Here is a 14,117-nt window from a genome sequence, read left to right as displayed (position 1 = left end):
GATGAATCTTTCACAACGCAATCTTCGGCATGTGTCGCCGGCAACGATCATTCCCAAATACGATCGCGGCGTACTGAGAACCCGAATCGTGCATCTTGGCTTTGGCGCCTTTCACCGCGCGCATCAGGCGGTCTATGCCGATCGGCTGGCCGCCGACCACGGCAGCGACTGGGGATATTGCGAAGTTAACCTGATCGGCGGCGAGCGGCAAATCGCCGATCTGCAACAGCAGGATCTGCTCTATTCCGTGTGTGAAATGAACGGCGACGACTGGCGCGGCCGGATCGTCGGCGTGATCCGCCAGGCGCTGCACGGCGAAGCGGACGGCATTGCGAAGGTGCTGGCGGCGATGACGCAGCCGGAAATTGCGATTGTCTCGCTGACCGTCACGGAAAAAGGCTATTGCTACCTGCCGTCAACCGCCTCCATTGATGCCAACCATCCGCTGATTCAGCACGATCTGGCGCATCCCGGTCAGCCTCGTTCGGCGCCGGGCGCGATCGTCGAAGCGCTGCGCCTACGTCGGGAAAAAGGTCTGAAGCCGTTTTCCGTGATGTCCTGCGACAACATGCCGAACAATGGCCGCGTTACCCGCAATGTGGTGCTGGCGTTGGCTTACGCGCAGGATGAGGAACTGGCCGCATGGATTGCGGACAACGTCAGTTTTCCTTCTACGATGGTTGACCGCATCGTGCCGGCCGTCACGCCGGATGCTTTGGCTAAAATCTCGCAGGCTATCGGCGGCATTCAGGATCGGGTGGGGATTGCCTGCGAGCCTTTCAGCCAGTGGGTGATTGAAGATAATTTCATCGCCGGTCGGCCCGCCTGGGAAAACGTCGGCGCCGAACTGGTGGCGGACGTGCTGCCTTATGAGGAAATGAAGCTGAGAATGTTGAATGGCAGCCACTCGTTCCTGGCCTATCTCGGCTATCTGGCGGGATATCAGTACATTGACGAGTGTATGCAGGATACGGACTACGTTCAGGCCGCGCGGCAACTGATGCTGGATGAACAGGCCGTCACGCTGCATGTGGAAAACGTCGATTTGGCCGCGTATGCCGAATCGCTGCTTACCCGCTATCGCAATACCGGGTTGAAACACCGTACCTGGCAGATTGCGATGGACGGCACGCTGAAGCTGCCGCAGCGGATGCTGGATTCCATTCGTGTTCACCTGGCGCAAGGCACGCCTTTCAACCTGCTGGCGCTGGGGGTGGCGGGGTGGATGCGGTATGTCGGCGGCGTCGATGACGGCGGAAAAAACATTGAAATCAGCGATCCGTTGCAAGACGCCCTGGCGCAGTTGGTTGCGCAAAGCGCGGACGGTCAGGATAGGGTCGAGGCGCTATTAAGTCTGCGTAACGTATTCGGTGACGATTTAGCGGACAACGCCTCTTTCGTTCAACAGGTTTCGGCGGCGTATGCGCTCTTGCAACGTTATGGAGCGAAAAAATCCGTCGGTCTGGTATTAGAGAAAATCAATAAAGGCTGAGTTAATCAAGATAGTGATAATCACGACGAATTATATGACGAGGCGTTGCGTAATATATCCATATTGTTTGTCATGGTAATTCGGGCGGCGTTTGATTAGATAATTTTATTTATGCTTAAAAATAAATTTAATCGTCACGTATTTTATTTATTAGAGAACCTCTCGGTATGATTTTTATATAAGCCGAATAGTGGAAGATAAAATCGGATAGATGTGATCGCTGTTGCAAAAATATTATCGGTCATCAGGTTTATATCACCGCTTTCCGTCAATAATGAAAGTGAAAGCAGAGGGCGCTATGAAAAGATGTCTGTTTATAGCCCATTACTTTTTCTTTGGAGAATAAAATGTCAATCGATACATTAAAATTAATCAATGAGCGCTTTCATGCCTCTCCTCCGCGTATCTTTAAAAGAATCGTATTGGGAACGCTGCTTTCACTCTTTGTCATTTCCTCTCTGGAGGCAAAAACCTATGAATTTAATTTAAGTACGGCGCTGGCCCCTGATGATCCTATTTATGCCGGCTTCAGGGAGTTTAAGAAAAACGTGGAGGCGCGCACGGATAAACAGGTGCGGGTAAGGTTATTTCCCAGCGGACAATTGGGGGCGGACGGTGAATTGATTCAGCAGGCGCAGGTCGGCAGCAATGTCGGCGTGCTGACCGACGGCGGCCGCCTGGCGCAGTTTGTGCCTGAACTGGCGATACTCAACGCGCCATTTTTATTATCTTCTTATGAAGAGGCATCCAAGCTGGTCGCCACCCCGTTATTTAAATCGTGGGAGTCTCGGTTGCAGAGCAAGTCCGGCCTGATCAGTCTCTCATTCAACTGGTATCAAGGCTCCCGCATGATGATTACCAAACGGCCTTTCACCACGCCGGCGGATTTAAAAGGGGTCAGAGTCAGGGTGCCTGATGCGCCAATCGTTATTGAAACCATCCATTGCATGGGCGGTTCCCCCACGCCGATGGCCTGGTCGGAAGTTTATTCCGCCATCCAGACCGGCGTGGTCGATGCCGCGGAGGCGCATCCCACCGCGCTCTATGGTTCAAAGCTGCATGAGGTGGTGAAAAATATCACCAAAACCGAGCACTACCATTTAATGACGGCGATTGTCGTCGGCGATAAATGGTTCCAACAGCTGCCCGCCGAGTACCAGCAGATCCTGCGTGAAGAATCCGTCAAGGCCGGCGCCTTCGCTTCTCAGAAAATTATCGAGGAGAGCAATAATGTGTTGGAAAAAATGGTAAAAGGCGGCGCGACTTTGCACGCTATCGATCTTGAGCCTTTTGTCAAAGCCTGCGCCAACGTACCGAATAAACTCGGACTGGATCAAGCCAAAGCGGATCTGCAACAGGCCCTCAAGGCTGAATAATATCATGTGTATTTCCACGCTTTAGTCCCGCCCCGGCCGCGGGACGTTATTTAAGAGAACGCATATGAAAAAACTCATCAGAATAGAAGTCGCCATCGCAAGAATTATGTTTGTCGCTATGGTGATACTTATTTTGGTTGCAGCGATTGGTCGCTGTGTCGGTTATCCGCTGATTTGGTCAATTGAAATATCCATGGTGCTGTTTGCATGGATTAGCATGTTTTCTATTCATTATGCGCAGGCTAATCACCGTAATATGGGAATCGATTTTTTATCTAAACGTCTGCCGGAAAAATTACAAAACGTTTTTGATTACATCAATAAAATACTGATTATTGCCTTTTTGGGATTTGGCGCCTGCGCCGGTTATCTGTTCACCTGGGATACGCGCGCTCATGTATTGCCGGTTTCTGAAATAAGTCAGGTGTTTGTCAATGCCGCCGTCCCGACGGGCTGTCTGTTGCTGATGCTGACCTGTATTGAACAACTGATTGAGAAAGTCACTTCCACCAGAGCATTACCTGCGAGAGATCATTTATCATGATGTGGTTAACGGGCTTATTATTTTTGCTGTTTATGCTAATGGGCATGCCGGTCGGGTTTGTTATTGCCATATCGAGTCTGGCCTATTTCTTCACTTCCGATTTTTTGCCGCTGGGCATCGCTTTTCAAAAATTCGCCGCGCCCACCCAGTCTTTTCCGATGATCGCCGTCCCCTTATTTATTCTGGTGGGCAACCTGCTCACCCGCACCGGTATTACCGAGCGGCTACTGGATTTCGCCCGCTTGTTGACCGGGTGGATGATTGGCGGGCTGGCGCAAATCAACGTTTTGCTGGCTATGTTGATGGGCGGCGTCGCAGGTTCGGCGGTGGCCGATGCCTCAATGCAGTCGCGCATGCTGGGATTCTCAATGATCGAGCGCGGCTATCCGCGCGCCTACACGGCGGTGGTTATTGCTTTTGCTTCCCTGATCACGGCGACGTTGCCCCCTAGCATTCTACTGATTCTCTTCGGTTTTGTGGGTAACGTGTCGATTGGTAAATTATTCATCGCGGGGATTATTCCCGGTTTAATGTTGACCGTCACCTTGATGATTACCAATTACATCATGGCCCGCCGCATGAAGATCCAGCCGGAAACCTTGTCGAAGCCGACATTCAAAGAGGTCGCGGCGAGTTTTCGCCGTGGTTTTTGGGCGTTGATGTTCCCGGTCATTCTAATTGTGGTGATCCGCTTAGGTTTGTTTACCACCTCGGAAGCGGGCGCTTTTATCGTGCTTTATGCGATTATCGTCGGCGGGCTGATTTATAAAGAGCTCACCTGGCAGGGTATCCTCGATACCCTGACGGAAACCCTGGGCGATCTCGGCATCGTCATGCTGCTGGTGATGGCCGCGTTTATTCTTGGACATATCAGCGTGCTGGATCAGTTGCCGCAATCAATGACCGAATTGATCACCGAGTTTACTGAAAGTCCGATGGGTATTATGCTGTTGATTTTTCTATTGGTTCTTGTTATCGGCATGGTGCTGGACGCCAGTCCGCTGGTCCTGTTGCTGACGCCGATATTATTGCCGATTGTGACGGAGATCGGCTATGACCCCATTCATTTCGGCATTCTGTTTATTACCCTGACGCTGCTGGGGGCCAATACGCCGCCGGTAGGCATCTGTATGTATACGGTCTGCGGGATCCTGAAGTGCGATACGGCGCACTTTATGCGATCTTCCGTGCCTTATTTGATCGCGTTTCTGATTTTCGTCGGCATCTTGTTTATTTTTCCGCAGACCGTGATGTTCTTGCCTAATCTACTGATGCCGTAACCCCGATCGACGGCATAGGCCTCTGCGGTCGGGCTGACCGCAGAGCGTGTTGTCTGTCGTGGCGATGCCGGCGCGCATGGTATTATTGAGACGCATGGCGGCGTCCGACGCTAAAAATCAGGCGGGTAAAAGATGATAGATATCGCCCTGAGTAAGCAGGTATCATAATTCACAAATATCTCGGGTATAAAGCGGCTGAATGGATAACTCTTTTCAAATCAATAACAATGAACCCGTAAATCAACAGATTTATCGTGTGTTGCGTAAAGATATCGTGGAATGCACTATTCCGCCGGGCAAGCTGCTGTCGGAAAAAGAAATATCCACGCGTTTCGCGGTATCGCGCCAGCCGGTCAGAGAAGCGTTTATCAAGCTGGCCGAATCCGGGCTGGTGCAAATATTGCCGCAGCGCGGCACGTTCGTGATGAAAATTTCCGAACAGCGGGTGGCCGATGCCCGCTTTATTCGTCAGGCGCTGGAGTGTGCGATTGTTCGCCGCGCAGCCGGGATGGTCACCGATGAGCAGCTCCTGACGCTGGAACACAATTTACGCCGCCAGGAACTGGCCGCGCAGAATGAGCAGATGCGCGAGTTTCTCAGCCTTGACGACAGCTTTCATCAGTTTTTGACCCAGATAGCCAACTGCCCGCTCGCCTGGGAGACCATTGAGTCGATTAAGGCGACCATGGACAGGGTGCGTTTCCTTAGCCTCAGCCAGGTTTCCCCCCCGCAGAGTTTGATTCGGCAGCATTATCTTATCTTTGACGGGTTGAAAAAGCGCGATCCCGATGCGGCTGAAAAGGCGATCCGCGCTCATTTGCAGGAACTGATTTACTCGATTACGCCGATCGCCGAACAGAACAGCGATTGGTTTGAACAGGCCTGAGGGAACGGGTTTAGCGTGGGAGCAGAACAGGGTTGGGGAATCATAGTATCGGGCGACGGAGCGGCGCCCGAAATAACAGAAATGATGCGTGGGTAAAACCGTCAATCAGGCACGGCTAAGGCACATCAGTTCCTGAGGGGCGAAATACTCTTTAACGCCCTTGAGTTCAACGCATTTTGAACGACGGATTTCATCACGTTTCAGGTTTTCAGCGTGAATGGCCGCAATGGTTCCGACCAGGCGCGAATCGCTTTGCATCACGCGGTAACCGGCATCGAGCGGATTTCTGTATCTGTCATACGCCTTATACATATTAACCTCCTTCGTTTGACGATAAAAAATCGTAACGATCCTACCGCCGGCGGAAAGCCATCACCAGCGGATTGCGGTTTTTATAGAAAGTCCGTATATAAACCAAGCCGTTATTAACCACTACGGCTAAAAAATGCGGCTTTGATCACGGATTTAGCCGATCAACAATATTGTGTTAACACCGTCCGGGCGTTCAAAACCTGTCGTGGCAGGGCAAAGAAATGCCAGATACGTAAACCGGTTAGCGTATCGGTTGCGTCAGCTTGATCAGCCACAGTTCGTTGTCGGACTCTGGTTTTTGCAACGGTACGATTTCCAGCGTGGTGCGGACGGCTTCGCCGTCGCGCGTCAGTTTACCGTCCGCGCCGACCTGATAATCATCCGCCTTGTCCTTGGCTTTCACCGGAGATTGCAGTACGGCACGCAGTCCGAAGTCGTTATCGTTGATCACGGCCAGCGTCTGTCTATCGACGATGGCCAGGCCTTCAACCTTTTCCTGCCGCCAGCCCAGCCTACGCAAATCCAGCAATTCCTGTTTTTGCGCCAGACGAATGCCGCGCTTTTCCAACTGCTCGCGATCGTCGAATTCAGGCGATTTGCCGTCGGCGTCGAACGCCGTCAGATCGGTGGCCTTGCTCAGGTCCACCAGATAGATGCGGTTCTGCATCTGCTTGTCTTTATCCGCGCCTTGTTCGACCAGCAAAATGCGTTGATTATCCAAAGCGACGATATCGCCGATTTTGGCGTCTTTGGCCTTTTTATAGCGCTCGATATCGATGGGGTAGCCCAGCATACGGCTGGCGCCGGTTGCCGGGTTAAAGACGACCAGTCGCGTGAATCGCGCCTGGTTCTTGCTCTTGCCCTCAATATCCAGCGTGCTTTGCAGCGCCATGATCAGGTCGCCGTTCGGCAGTCTGGCCAACCCCTCGAAGCCGCGATTGGGCTGACGCCATTTGATGATATTGGGCAGTCCGTCGGCGACGGCGTGTTCGTCGCCGATGGGCGTCGGGCCGAATTTTTGCAGGATTTTCCCCTGCGCATCGATATGGATCAGAAACGGGCCGTATTCATCGCACAGCCAAAAGCCGCCGTCGCCGTCCGGCGTGATGCCCTCGGTATCCAGACCGCGTTTACTGGTCGTCAGGGGAAGCAGCGCGTCATTGAGCGCCACCTCGTTGGTGGAGCCAATCAAATCGCCCGGCAACGGCAGGCCGTTGATCGGCCCCTGTTCGTCATGCAGAGGGCGGGGGTTGACGGCCTGCGCCGCTTTGGCGCTCACTTTGATATCCATAACCATCGGAGTGTAATCCGGGTTGGCGAAGATCTTGGCTTCCTTATCGCCCGCCATCGGCGCATCGGCGTTGGGGCCGCGATCGGTCAGGGTGGTAAACAGCAGGTCGTCGCCCTGTTTTCCCGCAAAATGCAGGCCGGAACCAATCCCGATCGGTAACCCGTTGGGAAAATGACCGGCGAATTTCCCCTGATAACCGACACGGTCTCCTTGCGGAAAGGTGACGACGTAGCGGGTGACTTTTTCACCATCGGCCAGGGCATTTAAAGGAATAAGTCCGGCTAGCAACAGCGGCAACACATTCTGTTTCATCGTATTCACTCTTGTGGGTGTCCGTCATCGGGCGGTATGGGCTGATTTGATTATGCAAATCACAGGAGCTTAAATAACGGATATGTCATTCGCGTGACGGTTTTACGCCGGCACGCAATCGGGATGGGTATCGATGAAATCCGCCGTTCGGGACGTGTTCAGGTTTTTTTAGGTAGCCGACGAAATTGCGACGCGATCTGTATGCAGTTGCACAGCACCAGAAACGCGGTCGTCAGAAAGACCCAGCGGAAACCCGCGATGGCTGAGACGCCGGAGCCAATCAGCGGGCCGGCCACATTACCCAGATACATAAACGACTGATTATAGCCAAAGATGCGGCCGGTGACCTGCTGGCTGCTGTATTTTACCAGCAGCGCCTGGACCGTGGGCATCAGCGCGCCGTCGGCAAAGCCCAGCATAAACCGCAGTATGCCAAGCTGGGTTGGCGTTTGTATGACCGACATCGCGCAGAATAGCAGTACGCTGAACGCTAGCGCGGCAATCAGGATACGGTGCGCGCCGATGCGATCGCCCAGACGGCCGAGCCGTGGCGCGGCCATCAGCGCCGATACGCCGGGGATGGCGGCAATGACCCCGCTGATAAACGCGATATTATTGCTATCGGGCGCAAGGTCGCGGATGAAGAGCGTCAGAATGGGGTTGATGGACGCGTTTGACAGTTGGATCATCATGGTGGTGATGAACAGGCTGACGATCAGCGTCGGGTAGGGCAGGGAAGTAAACACCGCTTTACCGCTCAATCGATTGGCCTTGCTGACTTTGATGACGTTTTCTTTAATCGCGAACAGCGTAATCAGAAAGCTGGTGAACAGCATGCCGGCGGTAATGAAAAAGACGATCCGCAGGCCAAGGTAGTCGGCCATAAATCCGCCGAACAGCGGGCCGAGGATCACCCCGGAAATTTGACCGGTGGATAAGGTTCCCAGCGCCCAGCCGCTCTTTTCCCGCGGCACCTGCGAGGCGATCAACGCCATCGCATTGGGGATAAAGCCCGACGTCAGCCCCATCAGGGAGCGCAAAATAAACAGTTGCCATACGTTGGCGGCCAGGCCTTGCAGCGCCATGATGATGGACATGCCCAGCGCCGCGCGCAGCAGCATCAGCTTACGCCCTTTGCGGTCGGCCAGACTCCCCCATAACGGCGCGACAATCGCTGAAACCAGAAAGGAAGAACTGAAAATGACGCCGGACCAGAGGCTTAATGATTCGTGCGAATGTACGCCAAGTTGTTCTATGTACAGCGGTAGAAAGGGCAATATCTGGCTCATGGCCATGCCGGTAAAAAAACAGCCCAGCCATGCAGCGAATAAATTGAGTTTCCAGGTTTCCATGGTGTGCGGGACGCGCCTTTGTAAGCCGGTTGCCAATGGTGAAATTAAGCGTCAGAACGTAATTTGCAGGTAGGGGGATCAACAAATAACGTACGGTTACTGGTATTTCATCTCTCGCGACGAGCATAACATAGAGTGCGATTTTGTTGTTCAATAGCCCGGTAACTATTCGCAACAAAAGTATGCGGCAAGCCAGCGCGGCAGTGGTGGTTACGACGACATGCGAGAACTATTTTTGTGATGTACATCACAAAAAACTTGCATGGGATGATGGCGAATCGTACAATTACTCACATCAGGATAACAATTCGACAACGTCATTCATCAAGGTGAGCACAATGCGCAAATTATTGAAAAAATTATTGAATGTCTACATCAATGCTTATAAAGATGTGCCGCCGGGCGCCATCCATTAATTTTCGTTAAACACCGTTTCTGCTCAAAGGCCGCGTATGCGGCCTTTTTGATCTATGCGACGTTACCATTAACAACCCCCACCCGGCCTCCCCCTTGCCCTGTCTCTTAGTCGCATATTTACCGATAACGGTATATGTAGGCTCAGTGTTATTTCGTGTGCGAAAAGAAAGGTATTTTTATGCCACGTCGTAGCACGCGCCCGACAAGGAGCGCTTGTTAGGGGGAGGTGTTGGCACCCTCCCCTGCGAAGGGGAGGGTTGGGGTGGGGTAAAAGCAGCGCGTCGACGGTGATTAAACCGCCCGGCCGCCCAGATACAGCTCGCGCATGCGCGGATCGTCCAGCAATTCGTCGGCCTTACCGGTCAGGGCGACCTTGCCCAGCGCCAGCACGTAAGCACGGTCTGAAATGTGCAGCGCTTCCATCGCGTTCTGCTCCACCATCAGGATCGTCACGTTTTCCTGCCGGCGGATAGCCTGGATCGCCGCGAACACGTCGGCCAGCATTTTCGGCGACAGCCCGGCGGAGGGTTCGTCCAGCAGCAGCGTCGACGGTTTCGGCATCAGGGCGCGGGTCAGCGCCAGTATCTGCCGTTCTCCGCCGGACAGCGCCGACGCCATGGCGCGCCATTTTTTGCGCAATAGCGGGTAGCGTTCGCACAGCTCTTCCATCCGTTGACGCCGCTGGCCGTCCGGCAGAAATTGTCCGCCGGTCTGTAAGTTTTCCCTGATGGTCAAATTGTTAAAGACGTTATCCGTTTGCGGCACAAATCCCAGCGAGCACTCGCGAACTTTGCGGTGAATCGGGATCTGACCGACGTCCCGCCCATCCAGCATGATTTGCCCGCTGCGCGGGCGCAGGTAACCCGCGATACATTTCAGCAAGGTGGATTTGCCGCAGCCGTTCGGGCCAAGCAGCGTGACGATTTCCGCATTATCAACCTGTAGGGAAATGCCTTGCAGAATATCGATGCCGGGCGTGTAGCCGGCGACCACATCATGCAGCGCGATCATTCGGCCTCCTGTAGTGCAAGCGGCGTGCTGCGGCCGAGATAGGCATCCAGCACCTGTTGGTTATTGGCCAGTTCATTGGGGTGACAGTTGGCGACGATTTTGCCCCTGTCCAATACGATGCAGCGCTGGCAGAGTTCGCGGATAAAGTGCATATCGTGTTCGATAATCATCAGCGACAGCCCGTTGCGTTGCAGACGCAGCAGCGTGTCGACAATGTCGCGCCGCAGATTGGGATGCACGCCCGCCATCGGTTCGTCCAGCATCAGGAGCCGCGGCTCGCCCATCAACGCGCAGGCAATGCCCAGCAGTTTCTTCTGCCCGCCGGACAGCGCGGCGGCCGGCAGGTCGCGCACCTGGGTCAGCAACAGTTCGTCAAGCAGCGCCTGGGCCTTCTGTTTATCCTCCCGTTCCGCCTGTCGGGCGGCGGGCAGAGACAGCAGGCTGCTCCAGAAACCGTGATGCCGGGTGCCGGCCGCCATCACCACTTCCATCACGCTCATTTTTTCAGGCATGGCCGGCAACTGAAAGGTGCGCGCCACGCCGGCTTTGATGATTTGGTGAGGGGGAAGCCGGTCGATGCGCTGCCCGTCCACCAGAATGATCCCGTCGTCGATGGGGGCGAAACCGGAGATCGCGTTAAGCAGCGTACTTTTCCCTGAACCGTTAGGGCCCAGTAATCCGAGGATCTCCCCCTGACGCAGAGTAAAGGTAACGCCTTCCAGTACCCGATTGCCGCCGAAAGCCTTGCTGACGGCATCGACCTGCATCAGTGGTGTCATGTCGGTATTCTCCTTAGTCGTTCAGGCAACAGGCCGCCGGCGCGTCCCAGCAGGCAGGCCAGCAGAATGACCCCCACGGCACCCAGCCGCAGCGCGCCGGTAATATCGGAACCGATATTAAAGATATCTTTGGCGAACGGAATAAAGGTATAGAGGCACTCCACCAGCAGCACGCCCAGCAACACGCCGGCCACGTTGCCGATGCCGCCGATCATCACCATGCTCCAGATCAGAAAGGTTTCCGAGGACAATAGGTAGTCGGGGCTGACGTAGCTGGTGTAATACGCCAGCATAATGCCGGCGACGTTGGCGATGGCGGCGCTGCACATCAGCGTGCGGCATTTCAGCCATTGCAGGTGATAACCCATGCAGGTCGCCAACTGCGGCTGTTCCCGCATCAGCCGCAGCGCGCGGCCGAAGCGGCTTTTGCCCAACTGCACGCAGAGCAGGGCGATGAGCGCCACCATCAGCAGGATCACGACGGCAAAGATCACGCTGTCCTGTTGTTGGGAGCCGGTCGTCCAGAGCGGAACGATATTGCCCAGCCCCTGGGCGCCGCCGGTCAGCGCATCTTCGTTGATGGCGATGGTGCGAATGATTTCGGCCACCGCCAGGGTGGCGATCCCCCAGTAGTCGGCGGCCAGTTGGCGGCCGAGCATCGCCATACCGGCGCCGATCAGCATCGATATCGCCATGCCGATAGCGGAGGCTTCGATAAAGGACAGCCCGAACTGGATGCCGATGCCGGCGGAGTAAGCGCCGATACCGACAAAGGCGATATGACCGAAGTTCAGCAGCCCGGCATAACCCGCCTGAATATTTAACGCCAGCGCGATCAGGGCGTAGATACCGGTGATGCTGATGAGATGGAGCAGGAAGTCAGACACGGCGCACCTCCCGGTTAAACAGGCCGTAAGGACGCAGCAGCAGCGCCAGCAACAGGATCAGGAACGAGGCGGCGTTAATGTAGGTCACGGGAATAAAGATCAGTTCGCCGCCGAATAGCCAGCCAAAATCGAGGTTGGTGACCAGCGTTTCGGTGGCGGCGATCAGCAACGCGCCGAGCAGCGCGCCCATCGGGTTGCCCAATCCGCCCAGAATGGCGGCGGCCAGCACCGGCAACAGCAGATCGTTACCCTGATTGAAGTAAGCGCTGGCGTTCATCGCCAGCATGGAGCCGCCCAGTCCGGCCAGCGCGCCGGCGATGAAATTAACGGTGTGTACCAGCGCATCGGCATTCAGCCCGGACGCGGCCGCCAAATCGCGATTGCTGGCCAGCGCCCGAATCGAGCGCCCCAGCGAAGTGCGAAAGAGCAGGATGCTAAAGCCGAGCAGCAGCAAAAACGTCACCGCGGCGGACCAGAGTTGATTACGGGAGATATGGCTGCCGGCCAGCGAGAGCATCGGGCTGAGCGGCAGGTTATAGCTTTGCGGCGACGATCCGACGACGCCGAGAATCAGCGCGATCAGGATCATCGACATCGCCAGCGAGCCGATCATGGCATTCGCCGGTCCGGCCTGCGCCAGCCGACGGAAGATCCAATGATGCAATAAGGCCGCCATGATCCCGCACAGCGCGCTGGCCGCCAGGATGGCCGGCAGAAACGGGCAGCCGAGCTGGAGCAGGGCGAAGGTGATAAACGACCCCACCATAGCGTACTGGACGTGCGCCACGTTGGCGAAGCGCACCAGGCCATAGACCAGACTGAGGCCCACGGAGATCAGCGACAGCTCGGCCGTGCGGAGTAATGTATCAAGAATGAACTGAAACATAGTTTTTCCTGCAACGAAACGAATGGCTTATCAATCAGCCACGGCTCAGCGCAGCACCTGGGCGCCGTCGACCACTTTGACCTTTTTATAAGGCTGCGTTTGGCGCAGGTTGTCGGCATCCAGGTTCAGCGGGCCGGTGACGCCGTCGAAGTGCGGCGCGACGCTTTGCATCGCCGCTTGCAGCGCGGCCGGATCGGCCGAGCCCGCTTTATTGATCGCCGCGGCGGCCAGCGTGATGCTGTCATAGGCATAGCTGCTGTAGGCGGACTGCGGGTCGTTGCCATAGCGTTTGTGGAACATATCGATATAACCCTGGCCTTCGTCGCCGGTGCTGGCCACTTCCATGCCCATCCGTCCCTCGATGTACTGCGCCGGGGTATTGGCCGTACACATGGTCAGGTACATACCGTACCAGGGTGTTTGATTCAGCCCCATTTCATAAGATTCGCGGTTGAGCACCACGGCATCCTGACCGTAAGTGGTGTAGACATAGGCGTCCGGTTTGACGCGCGCCAGTTGTCCCAGCTCGCGGCGGTAGGAAGACTGGCCGCTGGTGTAGAGCATCTTGGCGGCGACTTTGCCGCCCAGCGCCTGAAAGTCTTTGCTGAACTGATCCAACATGCTCTGGCCGTAGGCGCCGTTAGGCGCGACGAAGGCGACCTTGCGGTAACCCATGTCGTAGACGTCCTGCGCGGAGAATTTGGTCGCCAGATCGGCCAGCCCGATCACACTGTAAGAGTATTTGCCGACTTTACGCATATCGGTGCTGGAAGAGTTGATATTGATGTGTACCAGCTGATTTTTCACCAGATATTGCCCGATGGGAATGGTGACGCTGGATGAAAACTCGCCGGCGACCAGCGGCACTCGGTTAACCTGGGTGAGTTTACGTACCGCATCCAGCGCGGTGACCGGGCTGCCGGCGGAGTCTTCAATCATGACCGCCAGCTTTTGACCGTTAACGCCGCCATGTTCATTGACCTGTTCCACCGCTAGGGCGATCCCCCGGCGCATGTCTTCGCCGATGGTGGCGTTGACGCCGGTCAGCGGCAGAATCGCTCCTATCGTGACATCGGCTTTCGCCGCCAGGGAAGTGCCTAAAAGCGCGCCGCCCAACAACGCCGAAGCGAAAAGAACATGACGAATACGTGAGGTCATACTAAATCTCCTGGTCAGAATTAATGCGGGCGGAGTGATGATTAAGCTGTTTTATCCCCGTCGGCATCGCTGCGTAATTGCCTGTGATCGGCAGGACGTAAAGTCTTGCGGTCCCTGCTCACCTGAAAGTGAAT

At 55.3% G+C, this 14,117-nt stretch carries 14 protein-coding genes; 6 read left to right on the top strand and 8 right to left on the bottom strand.

Annotated features, from left to right (window positions below; all coding sequences use genetic code 11):
- Position 1 precedes the first annotated feature (1 nt).
- From ABRZ28_RS19060 to ABRZ28_RS19040, 5 genes are all read left to right on the top strand, one after another.
- Entirely contained in the window at positions 2 to 1,492 is a 1,491-nt protein-coding gene (locus tag ABRZ28_RS19060) for a mannitol dehydrogenase family protein (protein WP_330521150.1), read from the top strand.
- 347 nt (positions 1,493 to 1,839) lie between these two features.
- Positions 1,840 to 2,868 carry a C4-dicarboxylate TRAP transporter substrate-binding protein gene (locus ABRZ28_RS19055; RefSeq protein ID WP_319605724.1) on the top strand — a complete coding sequence of 343 codons (1,029 nt, stop codon included), beginning with the start codon at positions 1,840 to 1,842 and terminating at the stop codon, positions 2,866 to 2,868.
- A 64-nt stretch (positions 2,869 to 2,932) separates the two neighbouring features.
- Complete coding sequence (locus tag ABRZ28_RS19050; RefSeq protein ID WP_330521149.1) at positions 2,933 to 3,412, top strand: TRAP transporter small permease; 480 nt, start codon at positions 2,933 to 2,935, stop codon at positions 3,410 to 3,412.
- A complete protein-coding gene (locus ABRZ28_RS19045) occupies positions 3,409 to 4,692 on the top strand; it encodes a TRAP transporter large permease (protein WP_319605726.1) in 1,284 nt (427 codons plus the stop codon). The genes ABRZ28_RS19050 and ABRZ28_RS19045 overlap by 4 nt, the downstream gene beginning before the upstream one ends.
- A gap of 199 nt (positions 4,693 to 4,891) precedes the next feature.
- A complete protein-coding gene (locus tag ABRZ28_RS19040; RefSeq protein WP_319605727.1) occupies positions 4,892 to 5,578 on the top strand; it encodes a GntR family transcriptional regulator in 687 nt (228 codons plus the stop codon).
- 105 nt (positions 5,579 to 5,683) lie between these two features.
- On the opposite strand, the gene ydfZ is transcribed toward ABRZ28_RS19040, so the two are convergent.
- The 3 genes from ydfZ to ABRZ28_RS19025 form a co-directional block, all read right to left on the bottom strand.
- Entirely contained in the window at positions 5,684 to 5,890 is a 207-nt protein-coding gene (gene ydfZ / locus ABRZ28_RS19035; RefSeq protein WP_319605728.1) for a putative selenium delivery protein YdfZ, read from the bottom strand.
- A gap of 241 nt (positions 5,891 to 6,131) precedes the next feature.
- Positions 6,132 to 7,493, bottom strand: coding sequence for an esterase-like activity of phytase family protein (locus ABRZ28_RS19030; RefSeq protein ID WP_330521148.1), 1,362 nt, complete (start codon positions 7,491 to 7,493; stop codon positions 6,132 to 6,134).
- Positions 7,494 to 7,651: 158 nt separating this feature from the next.
- Complete coding sequence (locus ABRZ28_RS19025; RefSeq protein WP_319605730.1) at positions 7,652 to 8,845, bottom strand: multidrug efflux MFS transporter; 1,194 nt, start codon at positions 8,843 to 8,845, stop codon at positions 7,652 to 7,654.
- Positions 8,846 to 9,027: 182 nt separating this feature from the next.
- On the opposite strand from ABRZ28_RS19025, the gene azuC reads away from it, so the two are divergent.
- Positions 9,028 to 9,261: a stress response protein AzuC gene (azuC, locus tag ABRZ28_RS19020; RefSeq protein WP_349824367.1), complete on the top strand. Its 234-nt coding sequence runs from the start codon at positions 9,028 to 9,030 to the stop codon at positions 9,259 to 9,261.
- Positions 9,262 to 9,553: 292 nt separating this feature from the next.
- Here the strand turns inward: azuC and ABRZ28_RS19015 are convergent, their stop codons facing one another.
- Genes ABRZ28_RS19015 through ABRZ28_RS18995 form a run of 5 tightly spaced genes read right to left on the bottom strand, consistent with a single transcriptional unit; the run spans position 9,554 to position 13,983 of the window.
- The gene (locus tag ABRZ28_RS19015; RefSeq protein WP_319605731.1) at positions 9,554 to 10,273 is read right to left on the bottom strand and encodes an ABC transporter ATP-binding protein; all 720 of its coding nucleotides are present in this window, start codon (positions 10,271 to 10,273) and stop codon (positions 9,554 to 9,556) included.
- Entirely contained in the window at positions 10,270 to 11,052 is a 783-nt protein-coding gene (locus tag ABRZ28_RS19010; protein ID WP_319605732.1) for an ABC transporter ATP-binding protein, read from the bottom strand. The genes ABRZ28_RS19015 and ABRZ28_RS19010 overlap by 4 nt, the downstream gene beginning before the upstream one ends.
- Complete coding sequence (locus ABRZ28_RS19005; RefSeq protein ID WP_319605733.1) at positions 11,049 to 11,939, bottom strand: branched-chain amino acid ABC transporter permease; 891 nt, start codon at positions 11,937 to 11,939, stop codon at positions 11,049 to 11,051. The genes ABRZ28_RS19010 and ABRZ28_RS19005 overlap by 4 nt, the downstream gene beginning before the upstream one ends.
- Positions 11,932 to 12,825: a branched-chain amino acid ABC transporter permease gene (locus ABRZ28_RS19000; RefSeq protein ID WP_330521147.1), complete on the bottom strand. Its 894-nt coding sequence runs from the start codon at positions 12,823 to 12,825 to the stop codon at positions 11,932 to 11,934. Before ABRZ28_RS19000 ends, ABRZ28_RS19005 begins: the two co-directional genes overlap by 8 nt.
- Before the next feature lie 45 nt (positions 12,826 to 12,870).
- Positions 12,871 to 13,983, bottom strand: a complete 1,113-nt coding sequence (locus ABRZ28_RS18995) for an ABC transporter substrate-binding protein (RefSeq protein ID WP_319605735.1) — start codon at positions 13,981 to 13,983, stop codon at positions 12,871 to 12,873.
- Positions 13,984 to 14,117 lie beyond the last annotated feature (134 nt).

It is taken from the genome of Brenneria sp. g21c3 (assembly GCF_040240345.1).
Classification (GTDB): domain Bacteria; phylum Pseudomonadota; class Gammaproteobacteria; order Enterobacterales; family Enterobacteriaceae; genus Brenneria.
Note: the sequence above shows the minus strand (reverse complement) of the source record. Positions and strands in the feature narration are given on the sequence as shown.